The 18,617-nt window shown below is 72.7% G+C and carries 18 protein-coding genes and 1 pseudogene; 11 read left to right on the plus strand and 8 right to left on the minus strand.

Going from position 1 to position 18,617, the window contains the following annotated elements; translation table 11 throughout:
• Positions 1–293: 293 nt before the first annotated feature.
• The 5 genes from KUM40_RS37775 (at position 294) to KUM40_RS37795 (ending at position 4,959) form a co-directional block, all read left to right on the plus strand.
• Positions 294–1,124, plus strand: a complete 831-nt coding sequence (locus KUM40_RS37775) for a glycosyltransferase family 2 protein (protein ID WP_217170837.1) — start codon at positions 294–296, stop codon at positions 1,122–1,124.
• Complete coding sequence (locus tag KUM40_RS37780) at positions 1,121–2,170, plus strand: glycosyltransferase family 2 protein (RefSeq protein WP_217170838.1); 1,050 nt, start codon at positions 1,121–1,123, stop codon at positions 2,168–2,170. The genes KUM40_RS37775 and KUM40_RS37780 overlap by 4 nt, the downstream gene beginning before the upstream one ends.
• Positions 2,163–3,005: a polysaccharide deacetylase family protein gene (locus KUM40_RS37785; protein ID WP_217170839.1), complete on the plus strand. Its 843-nt coding sequence runs from the start codon at positions 2,163–2,165 to the stop codon at positions 3,003–3,005. The genes KUM40_RS37780 and KUM40_RS37785 overlap by 8 nt, the downstream gene beginning before the upstream one ends.
• Before the next feature lie 68 nt (positions 3,006–3,073).
• The gene (locus tag KUM40_RS37790) at positions 3,074–4,168 is read left to right on the plus strand and encodes a DUF5925 domain-containing protein (protein ID WP_217170840.1); all 1,095 of its coding nucleotides are present in this window, start codon (positions 3,074–3,076) and stop codon (positions 4,166–4,168) included.
• Positions 4,169–4,188: 20 nt separating this feature from the next.
• Positions 4,189–4,959, plus strand: a complete 771-nt coding sequence (locus tag KUM40_RS37795; protein WP_217170841.1) for a DUF72 domain-containing protein — start codon at positions 4,189–4,191, stop codon at positions 4,957–4,959.
• An 81-nt stretch (positions 4,960–5,040) separates the two neighbouring features.
• Here the strand turns inward: KUM40_RS37795 and KUM40_RS37800 are convergent, their stop codons facing one another.
• A complete protein-coding gene (locus tag KUM40_RS37800; protein WP_217170842.1) occupies positions 5,041–5,409 on the minus strand; it encodes a GntR family transcriptional regulator in 369 nt (122 codons plus the stop codon).
• 71 nt (positions 5,410–5,480) lie between these two features.
• Between KUM40_RS37800 and KUM40_RS37805 the strand changes: the two genes are divergently transcribed.
• Both KUM40_RS37805 and KUM40_RS37810 read left to right on the plus strand, forming a co-directional pair.
• Positions 5,481–6,407 (plus strand): GNAT family N-acetyltransferase, encoded by a 927-nt coding sequence (locus tag KUM40_RS37805; protein ID WP_217170843.1) that lies wholly within the window; start codon positions 5,481–5,483, stop codon positions 6,405–6,407.
• The gene (locus KUM40_RS37810; protein ID WP_217170844.1) at positions 6,388–6,891 is read left to right on the plus strand and encodes a DUF402 domain-containing protein; all 504 of its coding nucleotides are present in this window, start codon (positions 6,388–6,390) and stop codon (positions 6,889–6,891) included. The genes KUM40_RS37805 and KUM40_RS37810 overlap by 20 nt, the downstream gene beginning before the upstream one ends.
• 13 nt (positions 6,892–6,904) lie before the next feature.
• Here the strand turns inward: KUM40_RS37810 and KUM40_RS37815 are convergent.
• Positions 6,905–7,433: pseudogene (locus KUM40_RS37815) on the minus strand (class I SAM-dependent methyltransferase).
• A gap of 151 nt (positions 7,434–7,584) precedes the next feature.
• Between KUM40_RS37815 and KUM40_RS42270 the strand changes: the two are divergent.
• Entirely contained in the window at positions 7,585–7,719 is a 135-nt protein-coding gene (locus tag KUM40_RS42270) for a hypothetical protein (RefSeq protein ID WP_302180946.1), read from the plus strand.
• 26 nt (positions 7,720–7,745) lie between these two features.
• Here KUM40_RS42270 and KUM40_RS37820 read toward each other — a convergent pair whose 3' ends face one another.
• Positions 7,746–8,213 carry a GNAT family N-acetyltransferase gene (locus KUM40_RS37820; protein ID WP_217170845.1) on the minus strand — a complete coding sequence of 156 codons (468 nt, stop codon included), beginning with the start codon at positions 8,211–8,213 and terminating at the stop codon, positions 7,746–7,748.
• Between the two features lie 197 nt (positions 8,214–8,410).
• Here KUM40_RS37820 and KUM40_RS37825 point away from each other — a divergent pair, with 197 nt between their 5' ends.
• Positions 8,411–9,484, plus strand: a complete 1,074-nt coding sequence (locus KUM40_RS37825; RefSeq protein WP_217170846.1) for a lytic polysaccharide monooxygenase — start codon at positions 8,411–8,413, stop codon at positions 9,482–9,484.
• Between the two features lie 89 nt (positions 9,485–9,573).
• Here KUM40_RS37825 and KUM40_RS37830 read toward each other — a convergent pair whose 3' ends face one another.
• A complete protein-coding gene (locus KUM40_RS37830) occupies positions 9,574–10,440 on the minus strand; it encodes a triacylglycerol lipase (RefSeq protein WP_217170847.1) in 867 nt (288 codons plus the stop codon).
• A gap of 194 nt (positions 10,441–10,634) precedes the next feature.
• Complete coding sequence (locus KUM40_RS37835; RefSeq protein ID WP_217170848.1) at positions 10,635–11,081, minus strand: MarR family winged helix-turn-helix transcriptional regulator; 447 nt, start codon at positions 11,079–11,081, stop codon at positions 10,635–10,637.
• Positions 11,082–11,214: 133 nt separating this feature from the next.
• Here KUM40_RS37835 and KUM40_RS37840 point away from each other — a divergent pair, with 133 nt between their 5' ends.
• Entirely contained in the window at positions 11,215–11,589 is a 375-nt protein-coding gene (locus KUM40_RS37840) for a cupin domain-containing protein (RefSeq protein WP_217170849.1), read from the plus strand.
• Positions 11,590–11,601: 12 nt separating this feature from the next.
• On the opposite strand, the gene KUM40_RS37845 is transcribed toward KUM40_RS37840, so the two are convergent.
• Positions 11,602–12,570: a hypothetical protein gene (locus tag KUM40_RS37845; RefSeq protein ID WP_217170850.1), complete on the minus strand. Its 969-nt coding sequence runs from the start codon at positions 12,568–12,570 to the stop codon at positions 11,602–11,604.
• On the minus strand, positions 12,567–16,133 hold the full coding sequence (locus KUM40_RS37850) for a DNA polymerase III subunit alpha (protein ID WP_217170851.1): 3,567 nt from the start codon (positions 16,131–16,133) through the stop codon (positions 12,567–12,569). The genes KUM40_RS37845 and KUM40_RS37850 overlap by 4 nt, the downstream gene beginning before the upstream one ends.
• A gap of 163 nt (positions 16,134–16,296) precedes the next feature.
• Here KUM40_RS37850 and KUM40_RS37855 point away from each other — a divergent pair, with 163 nt between their 5' ends.
• Entirely contained in the window at positions 16,297–17,355 is a 1,059-nt protein-coding gene (locus KUM40_RS37855; RefSeq protein WP_217170852.1) for a DUF3533 domain-containing protein, read from the plus strand.
• Between the two features lie 68 nt (positions 17,356–17,423).
• Here KUM40_RS37855 and KUM40_RS37860 read toward each other — a convergent pair whose 3' ends face one another.
• A complete protein-coding gene (locus KUM40_RS37860; protein WP_217170853.1) occupies positions 17,424–18,506 on the minus strand; it encodes a S1 family peptidase in 1,083 nt (360 codons plus the stop codon).
• Positions 18,507–18,617: the final 111 nt, after the last annotated feature.

Below are 18,617 nucleotides of genomic sequence, written 5' to 3' on the forward strand. Positions count from 1 at the left end.
CATCTCCCGCATTGGTACGTCGGCAAGCGGCTCAGGGGAGGGCTCGAGGCCGCGGCGCACCGGGGCGGGACGCGCGGTAGGGGGGTGCCGTGCTCGGTGACCGCATGCGGTGACCGGGCCGTGCCGCGCGGTCGGCTGCCGTTTCTTTCCGGCGTCGACAGGCTTTGCCAGCTCACCTGGCACGCACGGAGGTTCGTCGCGTCATGCCGTGGGTGAGAACCCCCCTTTCGAACCGGATACAGAGCCGGACCGCCCCTGGGGCGGGCGGTCCGCCGGACGAGAGGGACCAACTCATGAGCTCAGTCCTGCAGCCGGCGTCGACGGGCAACGATCCGTCACCCACCGGCACATACCGGCCCGTCTCCTCTCACCTGGCGATAGCACCGCCGGTGAGCGTGGTGATACCCGCCATGAACGAGGCGGAGAACCTTCCCTACGTCTTCAAGACGCTGCCCGACTGGATCCACGAGGTCGTTCTCGTGGACGGCGACTCCACCGACGACACCGTCGAGGTCGCCCGGGCACTGTGGCCGGACGTCAAGGTGGTCGAGCAGCGCGGCAAGGGCAAGGGGGACGCCCTGATCACCGGCTTCGAGGCGTGCACCGGGGACATCATCGTGATGGTGGACGCCGACGGCTCGGCGGACGGCCAGGAGATCGTGTCGTACGTCTCCGCCCTCGTCTCGGGCGCGGACTTCGCCAAGGGCTCCCGCTTCGCCAACGGGGGCGGCACCGACGACATGACCTTCATCCGCAAGCTCGGCAACCGCGCCCTGTGCGCGGTGGTCAACCGGAAGTTCGGCGCCCGCTACACCGACCTGTGCTACGGCTACAACGCGTTCTGGCGGCACTGCCTGGACAAGATCGACCTCGACTGCACCGGCTTCGAGGTGGAGACCCTGATGAACATCCGGGTCGTGAAGGCCGGGCTGAAGGTCCAGGAGATTCCCAGCCACGAGTACCTGCGCATCCACGGCGTCAGCAACCTGCGCGCCGTACGGGACGGACTGCGGGTGCTCAGAGTCATCCTCGACGAGCGCTCCAACCGGCGTGCCCTGCGCAGCCGTACGCACTCCCCGACGCTGGTCCCGGCCGGCTCGGCCCGGGGAAAGGCGGCGTCTTGAGCGGTGCCGAAGCTGCCGGCGCCGCGCTCACGGTCTCCGTCGTGATCTGCGTCTACACCGAGGACCGCTGGGAGGACATCCTCGCGGCGGTCTCCTCGGTGCGGGCGCAGTCCCACCCGGCCCGGGAGACGCTGCTGGTCGTCGACCACAACGACGCGCTGCGGGAACGGCTGCTGACGGAGTACAAGGAGAACCGGGACGGGCGGTACGTGCGGGTGCTCGCCAACGCGGGCCCCCGCGGCCTGTCCGCCGGCCGCAACACCGGCATCGCCGCCTCGCGCGGCGACGTGATCGCCTTCCTCGACGACGACGCCGTGGCCGAGCGCGACTGGCTGCGGCACTTCGCCGAGGGGTACGCCGATCCGGCGGTCGTCGCCGTCGGCGGGCGCACGGTGCCCGTCTGGGCGTCGGGGCGCCGGCCCCGCTGGTTCCCGGAGGAGTTCGACTGGGTGGTGGGCTGCACGTACCGCGGCCTGCCGCCCGGCCGGGTCCGGGTGCGCAACGTACTCGGCGGCAACGCCTCCTTCCGGCGCGAGGCGTTCGACGCGGCGGGCGGCTTCGCCACCGGCATCGGGCGCGACGGCGACAGGCGCCCGCTGGGCTGCGAGGAGACCGAGCTGTGCATCCGGCTCTCCCGCGCCCGGCCCGACGCCGTACTGCTGATCGACGACCGCGCGGTGATCCACCACCGGGTGCCCGCGGCGCGCGAGCACTTCGGCTACTTCCGCACCCGCGCCTACGCCGAGGGCCTGTCCAAAGCCCTGGTGGCACGCAGCGTCGGCGCCGGGAAGGGGCTCGAGTCCGAACGCCGGTACGCCACCCGCGTGCTGCCGTCCGGTGTGGTGCGCGGGCTGCGCGACGCCGTGCTGGCCCGGCCGGGCGGCGCGGGCCGGGCGGGTGCGATCGTCGCCGGGGTGCTCACGGCGGCGGGCGGCTATGCGGTGGGGAGCGTACGGGCGCGGCGCGGCGGGGCCACGTTCTCGGTGGCGCCCGTCTCGACGACGCCCGTCTCCGGGGCACCCGTCGAGGAGGGGGCGCATGGCTGAGGAGGCCCACGAGGCCGACGCACGTGTGCCGATCCTCATGTACCACGCGGTCGCCGCCGACCCGAACGACGCGACCCGTGCCCTGTCGGTGACCCCGGAGGCGTTCGCCGGGCAGATGGCGGCGATCGCCGACCTGGGCCACACCCCGATCGGTACGGCGGAACTGGCCGCGGCCTGGCGCTCGGGCCGCCCGCTGCCCGGGCGGCCCGCCCTCGTCACCTTCGACGACGGCTACGAGGGCGTGCACCGCCACGCCCTGCCCGCCCTCAGCAAGCACGGCTTCCCGGCCACCCTGTTCGTCTCGACCGGCTGGCTGCGCGGCCCGTACGACACCGGGGGCGCCCTGGACACCATGCTCGACTGGGACCAGGTGCGCGAACTGGCCGCCGCGGGCGTGGAGATCGGCGGGCACAGTCACACCCATCCACAGCTCGACCGGCTCGGGGAGGAGCGGCTGCGGTTCGAGCTGATCCACTGCAAGGAGATCGTCGCCGACCAACTGGGCGCCGTACCCGCCTCGTTCGCGTATCCCTACGGATACTCCGACCGCCGGGTGCGGCGGGCGGTGCGCGAGACGGGGTACACGCAGGCGCTCGCCGTCGGCAACGGCCTGGCACGCCGCGCCCAGGGCCCGTACGCCCTGCGGCGGGTCACAGTGCGCCGGAGTACGGGGCTCGACGAGTTCGCCCGGCTGGTGGAAGGCCGCGCGATCGCCCGCACCTTCGCCCGGGACCGGGCCCTCACCAAGGGGTACGCCGTACTCCGCAGGGCCCGGCAGGCGCGAGGCCGGGTACGGGGACAGGTGCCGGGACAGGTGCCGGGGGTCGGCGCCTGAACCGCCGACCGCCGCGTGTGCCCGGGAAAGCGGGTGCACGCGGCGGCCGGGTGCCGGATCATGGCGGCATGTCCGTGAACCCGCACGAAGCCCTGCCGATCCGGCTCAACGTCGACGACAGCGACTCCCCGTCCGATGTCCTCGACGCGCTGTTCCTCGGCCGTTTCGCCACGGGCGAGCAGCCGTACTCGCACGCGGCGAACATCGACCGCGTACGGTCCGGAGCCACGCTGCTGCCGCCCGGCGCGCGCGTGCTGCGGATCGCCCGCGACGACGACCGCAGCGCGACGCTGGCCGAGGGCGACGGCTGGACCCTGCTGATCTCGCGCTGGAACCGGGGCGCCGACGTCACGGTGACGGCGACCAGCGCCGACCTCGCCGAGAAGGTGCTCGGCGACGCGACGGACGGCGCGGCCGACGAGCCCGAGCCGCAGCCGGAGAACGTGACGATGGGCTTCTGGTACGTCTCCCCGCGGCGCGGCCCGCACCGCACCACCCGGCAGATCTCCGCGGGCACCTGGGACGAGGTCCGGGGCAACTACACGGCGCCGGTCGCGGACGCGATGGACGGCCTGATGAAGACGACCCCCGAGGACATCGCGGGCCGGCTGCTGCTCCTGCACGGCCCGCCGGGCACCGGCAAGACCTCGGCGCTGCGGACGCTGGCCCGGTCCTGGCGGGACTGGTGCCAGGTGGACTGCGTGCTGGACCCGGAGCGGCTCTTCTCCGACGTCGGCTATCTGATGGACATCGCCATCGGCGAGGAGGACGCGGCGGGCAAGGGCCGCTGGCGGCTGCTGTTGCTGGAGGACTGCGACGAACTGATCCGCGGCGAGGCCAAGCACACGGCGGGGCAGGCGCTCTCCCGGCTGCTGAACCTCACGGACGGACTCCTCGGCCAGGGCCGCAACGTCCTGGTGGGCGTCACGACCAACGAGGACCTCGAACGCCTCCACCCCGCCGTCGTCCGCCCCGGCCGCTGCCTGGCCCGCATCGAGGTCGGCACGCTGACCCGCCGGGAGGCGGTGGACTGGCTGGGCACGGAGGAGGGCGTGGGCCGCGAGGGCGCCTCGCTGGCGGAGCTGTACGCGCTGCGCCGGGGTACCTCACCGACCGCGCTGCCGGAGCCGCGGGCGGGCACGGAGGCCGGGCTGTACCTGTAGCCCGGTGCTTTGATGGGAGTATGACCCTGTTCGTCGGCACGTCGGGCTGGCAGTACCGGGACTGGCGGGAGGCCCTCTACCCACCCGGGCTGCCCGTCCGGCTGTGGCTGGAGCGGTACGCGGACGCATTCGCGACGGTCGAGATCAACAACGCCTTCTACCGCCTGCCCGCCCGGGAGACCTTCGCGGCGTGGCGCGAGCGGGTGCCGCCGGACTTCGTGGTCGCCGTCAAGGCGAGCCGCTACCTGACGCACATCAAACGCCTCCGCGACCCGGCGGAGCCGGTCGACCGTCTGATGACCCACGCGGCGGGCCTCGGCGACCGCCTCGGCCCGGTCCTGCTGCAACTGCCACCGACGCTGCGCGCCGACCCGGCCCTCCTGGACACCTGCCTCGCCTGCTTCCCGCCGGGCACCCGGGTCGCAGTGGAACCCCGCCACGAGTCCTGGTGGACGCCCGAGGTGCGCGAGGTCCTTGCCGCCCGCGGCGCGGCCCTCTGCTGGGCAGACGTCCGTGCCCGCCCGGTCACCCCCCTGTGGCGCACCACCGACTGGGGCTACGTCCGCTTCCACGAGGGCCGAGCCACCCCCGGGCCGCATTACGGCCGCCGATCCTTGGCAACCTGGCTCGACCGCATCGCAACCACCTGGCCGAACACGAGCGACGTCTACACCTACTTCAACAACGACCCGAACGGGGCAGCGGTGGGCGACGCGGTGATTTTGGCCCGACTGGCGCGAAGGGCACATCTGACGGTGACACGAACGCGCCCCGAAGGGGCGCGGGGCTGAGACATTGTGCGGCTCCGCCGCGTGGGCGCGACAAGCCACGACGCACCCGCAGCCGAGCGGCGGCCCGAACCAAAACGGCGCTCAGTCCCCGTAAGCCGCCCGCAGGGCATCCCGTACGGCCCGCAGCGCATCGGCCTCGCCGACCCCGAGCCGCCGCGCCCGCGAGGCGAACTCCTGCGCCCCGGCCGCAACCTCCCGCTCCGCCGCAGAGCCCGCGGCAGCGACAAACGTTCCGTTGCGCCCCCGCGTCTCGATCACCCCGTCTCCCTCCAGCGCCCGGTACGCCTTGGCGACCGTGTTCGCGGCGAGCCCCAGCGACTCGGCCAGTCCGCGCACGGTAGGCAGCCGGTAGCCGACCGGCAGGACACCCGACCGCGCCTGTTCGGAGATCTGCGCGCGCACCTGCTCGTAGGGCGGCGCGCCGTCGTCAATATGGATCTTCAAGGTCACGCGGCGATTGTCCCGTATCCCGAGGAAAATGAGAGGCATCCGACCACCCGCCCGCCGTAGCGTGCGCCCACATGACCGTTCTTGTACGCGACCTGCGTTCCGACGATCCGGCCGACGTCGCGGCCTTCGCCCATGTCCGGCATCTCTCCGTGCCGTTCATCCTGTGGACGCCCGAGGCCGTCGTCCACCGCCTCGTCCACACCCACCCGGACGCCCGGAGCCGGTCCCTCGTCGCGGAGGAGGACGGGGAGGTGATCGGCACCGCCCAGATCGGGCTGGCCCACGACAGCACCGAGCCCGGCCAGGCGTACCTCAACATCTACGTCCACCCCGACAGGCTGCGGCGCGGAGCCGGCGGGCTGCTGGTGCGCACGTCCGAGGAGTACCTGGCCGGCGAGGGCGCGACGAAGCTGTACTCCTGGGTGCTGGACGGGCCCGCCAACCTGGCCTTCGCCGAGCGGCACGGCTACGAGCGGCGGCGCGCCGCCCACTTCCTGCGGCTGGACCTGGCGAACGGCACGCTGCCACCGCGGGCGTCCCCGCCTCCCGGTGTGGAACTGCGCACCGCGGCCGACTACGCGGACGACCCCCGACCCCTGTTCGAGCTGGACGCGGAGACGATGGCGGACGAACCGAGCGACGTCGACGTCGAGTTCACGGACTACGAGGCCTGGCTCGCGGAGACCTGGCGGCACCCGCTGCTGAACCGTGAACTGACCACGGTCGCGGTCGTCGACGGCCGCCCGGCCGCCTTCAGCGTCGCCTACACCGACGGCACCCGGTACTCGACCGCCATGACGGGCACGGTCCGCGCCCAGCGCGGCCGGGGCCTGGCCAAACTCGCCAAGACCGACTCCCTGCACCGGGCCCGCGCGGCGGGGTACACGGACGCGTTCACGGGCAACGACACGGACAACGGTCCGATGCTCGCCATCAACAAGTGGCTCGGCTACGAGGTCTGCGCGACGGAGGTGCGCCATGTCCGTGAACTCGGCTGAGGTGCCGGCCGAGGTGAGCGTCGCACTTGTCAAGGCGGGCCGTACGAAGATCCGGTACGCGAGCGAGCTGCTGCACGACGACGGCACCCGCCTTGCCGTCCGCGCCCCCTGGGCCGGTGACGGCGTCCGCGACTTCGGCTTCGTGCGCTTCGAGGCCGGCGACGTCTTCACCGAGTACTACTGGCGCGACCGCTGGTACTCCGTGAAGGAGGTCCGCACGGCCGCCGGTGTGCTGAAGGGCTGGTACTGCGACATCACCCGCCCCGCCGTCCTGACCGGCACCCAACTGGTCGTCGAGGACCTCGACCTGGACCTGTGGCGCTCCGCTGACGGCGCCGACGTACGGCGGCTGGACGAGGACGAGTTCGCCGAGAGCGGGCTGGCGGAGCGGGACCCGCAGGCCGCTGCCGCAGCCGTGGCCGCACTGGACGAGCTGGAGCGACTGGCCGCCCACGGGGACGCCTTCACCGACCTGCTGCGATAGCGCGCCGCCCGGCTCATCCGTACGTCGCCACCACCGCGTACCGCTCGTCGGTCACCTCCCTCCCCCACAGCGCCGGGTCGTCGGACAGCCGTTCCACGCGCACCTGCCCGGCGTGCGGGGCGCAGCAACTCCCGCCAGTGCCGCAGGGCCCGGCCGGGGTCGGGCAGCGTCCACAGCACGTGCCGGACCAGCACGGTGTCGAAGCGCTGCTCGCCCACGGGCGGTGCCGCGGCGTCACCGGTGAGGAACACCGCGTCACGACCGGCGAGTTTGGTCCTGGCCAGCTCCACCATGGCCGGGGACAGGTCGACTCCGGTGACGTGGTGTCCCCGCTCGGCCACGAGGAGCGACAGGCTGCCGGTGCCGCAGCCCAGGTCGAGGACGTCTCCGGGCCGGGCAGGCAGCCAGGAGCCCAACCGGGCGGCCCAGGCCCGGCGTACGCCGGCGTCGCGCAGGCCGTGGTCGGGCTCGTCGTCGAAGGCGGCGGCCTCCGCGTCCCAGTCGACACGCGGTGCGGTCGTCCGATCACTGTCTTCGCTCATGCGCCAAGAGTGACACCCGCCACTGACAACGGAGTCGTGGCGCCGGAACGTGACAACCGCCACTGACAGGAATGCATCGATGGGCAACTCTCGGGGAAAGGGTCTACCTCCGTGAGAACGCGGAACCCGGTGGATCCGTAAGGAGGCAGCCATGCGCCGTCTGACCGTGCAGAAGCCCCTGAAGAAGTCCGACGCCCGCCGAGTCCGCGAGGAGGCCGAGGAGCGCCCCGCGGGGCGCCCGGAGGTCCGCAAGGACATCGCGCGCACGTGGTGGCCGGAGAGCTGACCGGGCCGGTCACGCCATGAGACGCGTCAGAGCAGCCGCTTACGGTAGTGGACGCGGTCGTAGGACCCGTCCACTCGGCGTTCCACCGGCTCGTACCCGTACTTCGGGTAGATCTCCTGGTTGTCCCACATCTTCGCGTGGGTGTACAGCCTGATCTCGGGCAGACCCAGCGCACGCGCGTGTGCCTCCACGAACCGCAGCAGCCGCCGCCCCACGCCCCTGCCGTGTGCGTCGGGGTGGACGGCGACGCTGTCGAGGAAGAGATGGTCCGCGCGCTCCTCCAGGACCACGAGGCCCACCAGGCCCATCCCGGGTTCGTCCGTCACGTACACCCTGCCCGCGGCCACGTTCGCCGCGTGGTCCGCCTCCATGGGCTGCGGCGCCACCCCGATGCGCTCGGCGTAGGGGCGGTAGGCGGCGTCGGTGACGGCCTCGACGGCCGGTACGTCGGCGGGGACCGCCTGCCGGATCCGCTCTTCGCGCTCGTGTGTCATGCCGCGCACGGTAGCTACCTCAGCACAGCCTGAGCACTCCCTTAACGCGACCATAAGGATCTCCATCACCCGCCTCCAGCAGGCGATTCCACGGTTTCTCGGGGCTAGTTTGCTGACCACCCCACGGGTTCCGGCCCGCGCAAAACCACGTTCCCCATGTTCCCCGCGTTCCCCGTGACCGTCTCTAGGAGATCACCATGCCCGCACCGTCCGTGTCCCGCAGGGCCGTCGCCGTCGCTGTCGCCGGTCTCGCCCCGCTCGCCCTGACCACGCTGGCCGCGGCCCCCGCGTCGGCGCACGGTTCGATGGGCGACCCGGTCAGCCGGGTGTCGCAGTGCCACGCCGAGGGCCCCGAGAACCCGAAGTCCGACGCGTGCAAGGCGGCGGTCGCGGCCGGCGGCACCCAGGCGCTCTACGACTGGAACGGCATCCGCATCGGCAACGCGGCGGGCAAGCACCAGGAGCTGATCCCGGACGGCAAGCTGTGCAGCGCCAACGACCCGGCCTTCAAGGGCATGGACCTGGCTCGCGGCGACTGGCCCGCGACCAGCGTGAGCAGCGGCTCGTACACCTTCAAGTACCGCGTGACGGCCCCGCACAAGGGCACGTTCAAGGTGTACATCACCAAGCCCGGCTACGACCCGGCGGGGCCGCTGGGCTGGGGCGACCTGGACCTGTCCGCCCCGGTGGCGACGGTCACCGACCCGGCCGCCTCGGGCGGTTTCTACACGTTCTCCGGCACCCTGCCCGAGCGCTCGGGCAAGCACCTGCTGTACGCGGTGTGGCAGCGCTCGGACAGCCCGGAGGCGTTCTACTCCTGCTCCGACATCTCCTTCGGCGGCGGCGACGGCGCCGGCGCTGCGGGCGATGACGCGGGCGATGACTCGACGGGCAGCGACACGGCGGGCGGTGCCGCACCGGCACCCGAGGCCTCCGCCCCCTCCGAGGAGCAGCTCGCAGCCGCTGCCGACAAGTCGACGATCGAGCACCACGGCCACGGCGACCAGGACGCCGAGACGACCACCGACCCGACGGACCCGGCGACCCCGGCCGCCCCGGACGAGGCACCCGACCCGGCCGCCGAGGCCGCCGGTGAACCCAACCAGGTCAAGGCCGCCGGCGCGAGCACCGAGAACCTCGCCGAGACCGGCGGGGACAGCACCACGCCCTACATCGCCGTCGGTGGCGCCGCCGCCCTGGCGCTCGGCGCGGCCGTGCTGTTCGCGTCGGTCCGCCGGCGGGCGACGACCGGTGGCCGGCACGGCCACTGACACGGGGAACGCGGGGGAACGCGGGGGAACGCGGGGTCCGTCCGGCGGCTCAGGCCGGACGGACCCCGCGTGGTGTGCCGAGCGTCCGGTCAGCCGAAGACCGAGGCGCAGGTGGTGGGCGTGGCGTGCGCCGGGTCCAGGGCGCCCGCCACCTCGTGGAAGGCGATCCGGTCGAACAGCCCGATCGCCAGGTGCTCGGAGAAGTCGAGCGGACACAGGTCCTGGAGCAGGACGTTGCGCACGCCCGGGCCGTCGAGGAACTGGCCGCGGTACGGCGTGACCACCTCGTCGTACTTCGTGGCGAGGACGGTGTAACGGACGCCGGGCACGGTGTCGCCGCCCGCGTTGAGCTTGGTGAGGACGTCGGAGCCGACGACCTGGTCGGCGAGGGCGGGGGTGTGCTCGTTCAGCAGGTCCCCGACGCCGGGGAAGTACGGCAGCAGGTTGGTGAGGCCGGAGAGCGTGGTGCCGTGGTTGCTGGGCGCGATGCCGACCAGGGCGTTCACCTTGGCGGCCCCGCCTAGGAACTTCAGGTAGTAGCGGGGCATCATGCCGCCCTGCGAGTGACCGACGATGTCGGTCTCGGCGGCGCCGGTCGCGGTGAGCACCTTGTCGACGTAGGCGGCCAGTTGCTCCGCCGACTTCTCGACCGGGCCGAGGCCGTGGAAGAACGGGACGCCGGGCAGTTGGCCGTAGTCGAGGGAGAAGACGCAGTAACCGCGGTTCTTCAGGTAGGGGGCGAGGCCCAGCCAGTTGTCGACGGAGTTCCCGAAGGTGCCGTGGACCAGAACGACGGGGCGGGGATGGGCGGCGGAGGGCTTACAGGTGTAGTCGTTCCAGCCGGTGCTGGGGCGCGTGTCGGCGGCGTGGGCGGTGGTGGCGGCGGGGAGCAGGGCGACCGCGGCGGTCAGCAGCAGCGCGGTCAGTGGTCTGAGCAATCGGCTCCAGGGCAGCATCGGGTGATCTCCTTGCGGCTCAGGGGAGTTGCGTCAGCAGGACGCCCTGTGATCCGGATCACGAGGATGCTGTTCACTCGTCAAGTTACGGGCGAGTAGTGCAAGTGTGAAGTTACGGGTCAGTAAAAACTTCCAGTGATAACCGGCGCCGCCGTCACCGCAACTGATAAAGGGTCACCAGAACTGACAAAGGGTCACCAAGTGGGCCGCAGCGGCCCGCCCGGCGCCACGCGCAGCAGACCGTCGCGCAACGCGCGCACCCCGTCCTCGCCGAGCACGTCGACCCACGCACCCACGGCCTCCGCCGCCGCCTCCTCCGCGGCCCGCGTGCAGGCCCACCCCGCCTCGGTCAGCACGACCAGCCGGGCACGCGCGTCGGCGGGATGCGGCCGGCGTTCGGCGTACCCCTTGCGGACCAGGTCGTCGACGAGCTGACTGGCGGCCTGCTTGGTCATCCCGAGGTGCGCGGCGAGGCCGGTGACCGTCGCGCCGTGCGGGGCGAGCCTGGTGAACGCGAACCCGTGCACGGGACGCACTCCCTCGAAGCCGCGAGCCACGACCCCCTCGTGGATGCGCTGCGTGAGCCCGCCGGCCGCGGCGAGCAGGGCGGCGGACAGGGCCATGGCGTCGGAGTTCTGCACGGGGGCATTGAAACACCCTTGACATATTGGTCAAGCAGCTTGACCATAAAGCCGACCCTAGATAGTCAAGTAGCTTGACCAACTTGCCCAACTTGACCATATGGCTTGCGCAAAGGCGCAGAGGAGATCCCCCATGCCCGTCGTCCGCCCGTCCGAAGGTGTCAGCCACGAGATCCACGGCACCCGCTTCGTCTCGTACGCCAACCCCCGCACCGGCAGCAAGGAGCTGTGCGCCTGGCGGGGTGAGATCCCGGCGGGGACGAAGGCGCCCGCGCACACCGTCGACCGGGAGGAGATCTTCCACCTGCTCACCGGCGAACTGCTGATCACCCTCGACGGCCACGCCGAGCGCGTCACCGCGGGCGACACCGTGATCATCAACCCGGGGGCGACCCTCGCCGTCGAGAACCCCACCGACCGGACCGCGACGTCCTGGGTCACCACCTCGGTCGGTCTGACGGCCGAGCTGGCCGACGGCACCCGGATCACTCCCCCGTGGGCCAACTGACCCGCGGGGGCCTCACGCCGCCAGCGACCCCGGCATCACCGCCCTCGGCCCGAACTTCGCCCGCGCGCGGTCCGCGACCTCCTCGATCCGGCGGACCTTCTCGTCCACGGGGTCGAAGGTGAGCTGGTGGGAGGCCTGCTCGGCGGGGGCGAGACCCTCGGCGCGCAGGGCGATCGAACGGACCCGGGCGCGCTGGAGGCCGAGCGCCTCGTACATGTCGTACGCGGTCCGCGTCAGGGCCGCCGAGTGCGCGGTCGGCTCCTTCAGGGTGCGGCTGCGGGTGGTGGCCGACCGGTCGGCGTAGCGGACGGTGAGGGTGAGGGTGCGGCACACCTTGTCCACGGCGCGCAGCCGGGCACCCATTTCCCCGGCGGCCGAGAGCAGGGCGCGGCGGTGCCGGTCGGGGTCGAGTTCGTCGCGGTCGAAGGGGCGGTCGGCGGCCAGGGACCGGGAGACGCCGTTGGGGACGACCCGGCCGCGGTCGACGCCGTTCGCCTTCTCGTGCAGTTCGCGGCCCGTCCTCGCGCCGACCAGTCGCTGGAGCGTGGACAGCGGTGCGTCGGCGACCCGGCCGAGGGTGTCGAGGCCGTACTCGCACAGCGTGCGGGCGGTCGCGGTGCCGACGCCGGGCAGCGCGGCGACGGGCTTGCCGGCGAGGAACTCGCGCTCCTCGCCCCCGGGCACCGCGCGGGTCAGCCCCGGCCGGGCGTCGCGCAGGGCCATGCGGGCCAGCATGGGGCCGGGACCGGCGCCGGTCAGGCAGTCGACGCCGTACAGCGCGAGGGCGCGGACGCGGATCACCGAGGCCAACTCCACGGCGTCGCGTCCGAAGTACCGCTCGGCGCCGCGCAGGTCGGCCAGCGCGCCGTCGGGCGGCAGGGCCTCGACGACCGGCGTGAACTCCTCAAGCAGCCCGAGCAGTTCGGGCAGGGCCGCCTCGTGCATCGGCGGTAGCTGGAAACGTACGCAGAGGATGGTCATCCCGCACTCCCCGGACTCTGGTGCCACAACTTCCTTCCCACCGCGGGCCCTTCGCCCGCGGGGCGCAGATCGGCCCAGGGGTGCATCTCGTACCCCGTGGACATGCGGATCCTCCGCTGCCTCCCGCCGTCGCCGTCGCCGCCATCACCGCCGCCATCACCGCCGTCACCGTCACCGTCGGACGCCTCGGGACCGGCGCCGGGGGCGTCGGCCAGCCGGGCCGCGACGCCCTCAAGGCCCTCCTCGCCCCGCACCTCCAGCAGGTCGGCGAGGTTCCAGGCGGCGGAGCCGACCACGCTGAGGCTGCGCGGGCCGCGCCGCTGCACCACCCCGCGCACCAGCAGCAGCCAGGAGTGGAAGACGGTGTGCGCGCAGGCGTCGTGGGAGTCGTCGAAGAAGGCGAGGTCGACCAGGCCCGATCCGTCGTCGAGGGTGGAGAAGATGACCCGGCGGCCGGAGCGGATCGGCGGTGTCTGGGTGGCCGCCTTGGCGCCCGCGACCAGCACCGTCTCCCCGTGCCGTGCCTCGCGCAGCCGCTTGGCCGACATCACGCCGAGTTCGCGCAGGAAGGTGCGGTGGTCGTCCATCAGGTTGCGTGAGGCGTCCATGGAGAGCACGCCCAGTTCGGCGCTGAGTTTCTCCGCCGAGGTGAGGTCGGGCAGTCCGGCGGGGGCCGTCTTGCGTCCGCCGGACAGCGGGAGCTGGTCGCCGCGTCCGGCCCGGGCGCCGCGGTGCAGCTCGGTCAGGTGCAGTTGCAGGTCGCGGCGGTTGGCGCCGAACGCGTCCAGCGCGCCGACCTGGGCGAGCCGTCCGGCCAACGGCCTGCTGGGGCGGGCCCGTTCCCAGAAGTCGAGCAGGGAGGCGTAGGGCTGCCCCTCGGCGGTCCGCTCCGCCTCGGCCTCGCTGATGCCGTGCACGTCCAAGAGTGCGAGGCGCAGTCCCCAGGCGTTCACCCTGCGCGCCTCACTCGCCTTACGTGCCTTACCCGCCTTACTCGATTCAGACACCAGTTCGATCCTGTGTGCGACCCCCGACTTGTTCACGTCCAACGGCAGGATCGGCACCCCGCGCCGACGCGCGTCCGCCAGCAGCAGCCGCTTGGGATACATGCCGGGGTCGTGGGTGAGCAGGCCCGCATAGAAGGCGGCCGGGTGGTGAGCCTTCAGCCACGCCGACTGGTACGTCGGCACCGCGAAGGCCACGGCGTGCGCCTTGCAGAAGCCGTACGAACCGAAGGCCTCGACGATCCCCCAGGTGCGCTGAATCGTTTCTGCGTCATAGCCGTGCCCCGCCGCGTGCTGCGCGAACCACACCTTGATCCGCCCCTGCGACTCCGGGTCGGAAAGACCGCGCCGCACCCGGTCCGCCTCGCCGCGCCCGCAGCCGGTCATGATGTCGACGATGTCGATGATCTGCTCGTGGAAGACGACGACCCCGTACGTCCCCTCCAGCGGCTCCGCCAGGTCCTCGTGCGGGTAGCGCACCGGCGCCCGCCCGTGCCGGGCCTCGATGAACGGCCGCACCATGTCGGCGGCGACCGGACCCGGCCGGAAGAGCGAGATGTCGACCACGAGGTCGTGGAAGGTGGCCGGCTGGAGCCGCCCCACCAGGTCCCGCTGGCCCGGCGACTCGATCTGGAAGCAGCCCAGCGTCTCGGCGGAGCGGATCATCCGGTACGTCGCCGGGTCGCCCTCCGGTACGGCGTCCAGGTCGACCCGCTCCCCCGTGGCCCGCTTCACCTCGGCGACCGCGTGTGCCATCGCCGACTGCATCCGCACGCCGAGCACGTCCAGCTTGAGCAGCCCGAGGTCCTCGACGTCGTCCTTGTCGAACTGCGCCATGGGGAAGCCCTCGCCGCTGGTCGGCATGACCGGCGTACGGGAGAGCAGGGAGGCGTCGGAGAGGAGCACGCCGCAGGGGTGCATGGCGACGCCGCGCGGGAGGGCGTCCAGGCCCTCGACCAGGTCCCAGAGCTTGCCGTACCTCCCGCCTCCGTCCCGCCGGGACTCCCCCGCCAGCTCCCGCAGTTCGGGCAGTTCCGCCAGGGCCGCGCGGGCGTCGCGGGCGCGGATGTGCGGGAAGGACTTGGCGACGCGGTCGATCTCGGCCGGGTCCATGGACAGGGCGGCGCCGACGTCGCGGATGGCGTGGCGCACCCGGTACGTCTCCGGCATGGCGACCGTGGCGACCCGCTCGGTGCCGAAGCGGCCGATGATCGCGCGGTAGACCTCCAGGCGCCGCGCGGACTCCACGTCGATGTCGATGTCGGGCAGCACCACCCGCTCCCTGGACAGGAAGCGCTCCATCAGCAGCCCGTGCTCGACGGGGTCGGCGTGCGCGATGCCGAGGAGGTGGTTGACGAGCGAGCCCGCGCCGGAGCCGCGCGCGGCGACCCGGATGCCCATGTGCCGTACGTCGTCCACGACCTGGGCGACGGTGAGGAAGTACGAGGCGAAGCCGTGGTGGGCGATGATGTCCAGCTCGTGGTGCATCCGCTCCCAGTACTCCCGGCGGTCGCGGCGCCGGTCGTAGCCGCGCAGCACCATGCCCGCCGCCGCCCGGGAGGCGAGCGCCCGCTGGGCGGTGCGGTGCCCGGCACCCACGAGGTGCGGTTCGGGGAAGTGGACGGCGCCCATGCCGAGGTCGTCCTCGGGGTCGACCAGGCACTCGGCGGCCGTGGCCCGGGTCTGCTCCAGCAGGCGGTGGGCGGTGTCGCGGCGGAAGCCCGCGGACTCGACGATCCGCTCGGCGGCGTGCCGCATGGCGCCGGCGTCCTTGAGCCAGGCCTCGCCGGAGTCCAGTTCCTTGGTGGCGTCGATCGGGACGAGCCGGCGGGCGGCGTCCAGGACGTCGGCGACCTCGCCCTGGCCGGGGTCGGCGTAGCGGACGGCGTTGCTGAGCACCGGCCGGACGCCCTGCTCGGCGGCGAAGCCGACGGTGCGGGCGGCCAGCCGCAGGGAGCCGGGTCCGGTGCCTTCGCGGCCGTGCCAGACGGCCTCCAGGCGCAGGGCGTCGCCGTAGACCTCCCGCCAGGGGGCGAGGAGCCGCGCCGCGCGGTCGGGGCGGCCCGCGGCGAGGGCGCGGCCGACGTCGGAGCCGGGGCCGAGCAGGACGGTCAGGCCGTCGGCGTGGTTGTCGGACCAGGACAGCAGCGGGGTGCCCTCGGCCGTGTGGGCGGCGGAGACGAGGCGGCACAGGTCGGCCCAGCCGCGGGCGCCGTCGCGGGCGAGGAAGGTCACCCGCGGGGCCGACTCGTCGACAAAGGCACCTCCGCGCACGGGGGCGCGGCGCCGGTCCCGGCGTACGGAGGTGGCCGTGCGGTCGGCGGGCCCGGGCTCGGGGGCGGGGGCGGCCACCGCCAGCTCCGCGCCGAACAGTGGACGGACGCCGGCCTTCGCGCAGGCCTTGGCGAAGCGGACCGTGCCCGCGAGGGTGTCGCGGTCGGTGAGGGCGAGGGCGTCCATGTCCCGCTCCGCGGCGCGCTCGGCCAGCCGCTCCGGGTGGGAGGCGCCGTAGCGGGCGGAGAACCCGGAGACGGTGTGCAGATGCGTGAAACCTGGCACACGCACCTCCCGACTCATGAACCCGACGCATGACCGAACGCCATTATCGAACGTCTGTTCCCAGCTACTCCACCCACCATACCCCCATCCTCGAATATGTGTGCGACATCCGTTCGGACCCGCCCCACCTGCGCAAACGCCCTCCGACACGGACGGTGAGGACATGTCGCACACCCCGGTCGCCGACCGTCGCAGCGGCTCCTTCCTCGGCGAGGTGAAGGACGCCGTCACCCCGCGGGCCACCCTGCTCGTGCTCGGCGTGATCGCGCTCCAGTTGCTGTTCATCGCCTCCTACGTGGGGGCGCTGCACGACCCGAGGCCGAAGGACGTGCCCTTCGGGGTGGTCGCGCCCGGGGCCGCCGCCGAGCAGACGGTGGACCGGCTGGAGCAACTGTCCGGCTCGCCGCTGGATCCGCGCACGGTGGCCGACGAGGAGAGCGCCCGGAAGCAGATCGTGAACAGGGAGATCGACGGCGCCCTGATCGTGAACCCCGACGGCGGGCAGGACACCCTGCTGGTCGCCTCCGGCGGCGGCACCGTCCTCGCCACCACCCTGGAGGGCATCGTCGGCAAGGTGGAGCAGGCAGAGGGGCGCGCGGTGCGGGTGGTCGACGTGGCCCCGGCCTCCCCCCACGACTTCGACGGGCTGTCGTCCTTCTACCTGGTCGTGGGCTGGTGCGTCGGCGGCTATCTGTGCGCCTCGATCCTGGCGATCAGCACCGGCGCCCGGCCGGCCAACCCGCGCCGGGCGGCGATCCGGCTCATCGTGATGGCGCTGGTCGCGATCGTCGGCGGGCTCGGCGGCGCGGTGATCGTCGGGCCGATCCTGGACGCGCTGCCCGGCAGCGTGGTGGACCTGTGGGGACTCGGCGCACTGATCACCTTCGCGGTGGGCGCCGCCACGCTCGCCCTCCAGGGCGTCTTCGGGATCGTCGGCATCGGTCTTGCGATCCTGCTGGTGGTGGTCGCGGGCAACCCGAGCGCGGGCGGCGCCTTCCCGCTGCCGCTGCTGCCGCCGTTCTGGAGGGCGATCGGCCCGGCGCTGCCCCCGGGCGCGGGCACCTGGGCGGCCCGCTCGATCGCCTACTTCAAGGGGAACGACGTGACCTTCTCCCTGCTGGTGCTGTGGGCATGGGCGGTCGCGGGGACGGTGATCACGATGCTGGCGGCCATGCTGCCGATCGGGCCGCGGGAGAAGGAGCTGCCCACCCGGGCCGGCTGATCCGCCGCGGGCACGCGGAAGTCCCGCCCCTCGCGCGCGGGACGGGACTTCACAGGTGCGGGTGGTGCTCAGCCGATCTGCGTACCGGTGGCCGACAGGGCCTCCGTCACCGGCTGGAAGAAGGTCTCGCCGCCCGAGGTGCAGTCGCCGCTGCCGCCGGAGGTGAGGCCGATGGCCTGGTCGCCCGAGAAGAGCGAGCCGCCGCTGTCGCCGGGTTCGGCGCAGACGTCGGTCTGGATCAGGCCGTTGACGATGTCGCCGTTGCCGTAGTTCACGGTGGCGTCCAGGCCGGTCACCGTGCCGTCGTGCACCTGGGTGGTGGAACCGCTGCGGGTCACCTCCATGCCGACGGTGGCGTCGGAAGCGCCCGAGATGGCCTGCGAGGAGCCGTTGTAGAGGTTCACCTCGCTCGGGTGGTCCACGTCGGCGGTGTACTTGACCAGGCCGTAGTCGTTGTCCGGGAAGCTGGACGCCGCGTTCTCGCCGATGACGTTCCCGGAGGAGTCCGACCAGCTCGAGATGGACTCGGTGCAGTGACCGGCGGTGATGAAGTACGGCTCGCCGCCCTTGGTCACGTTGAAGCCGAGCGAGCAGCGCCCGCCGCCTCCGGTGATGGCGTCGCCGCCCGAGACGAAGGGCTTGTACTCGCCCTTGGTCCGCTGGAGTTCGGCCTTGGCGCCCAGTCCGTCGACCACCTTGGTCAGCTTGGCCAGCTCGGCCTTGGAGACCGTGCGGTCGGCGGTGACGACGACCTTGTTGGTGGTCGGGTCGGTCGCCCAGGAGGTGCCCGGGATGGTCGCGTCCTCGGTGAGGGCGGTGCGCGCGCTCTTCAGGTCGGCGAGCGAGTTCTCGACGACTCTCGCCTTGGCGCCGGCCTCCTCGACGGCCTGCGCGGCGCTCTCGTCGAGCACGTTGACCACGAGGCTCTTGGCCTGCGCGTCGTAGTACGTGCCCGCCGCGTCGGTGCCGAGGTCGCCGATCAGCGTGGAGGCGAGCTTTCCGGCCGCCGTGACCGACAGGGTCTCGGGCGCGGCGGTCTTCGGGGCCTCGCTGGCGTTCGCACTCTGGAAGGTGACTCCCGCGGCGACCAGTGCGGTGATTCCCGCACCTACCACGGCGGCCCGCCGCCTGGGTATGCGTCGGTGCTTCAACTCATGTCCTCCTGTGGGGGGTCGGCCCGGGAGGTTGTGGGGACCTCGCGAACCGGAAGGCTGGTTGACGAGCGTTAACTCTCCCGATTCCACCGGCCGCACACAAGGTCG

This window comes from Streptomyces sp. AC512_CC834, from assembly GCF_019049325.1.
GTDB lineage: Bacteria > Actinomycetota > Actinomycetes > Streptomycetales > Streptomycetaceae > Streptomyces.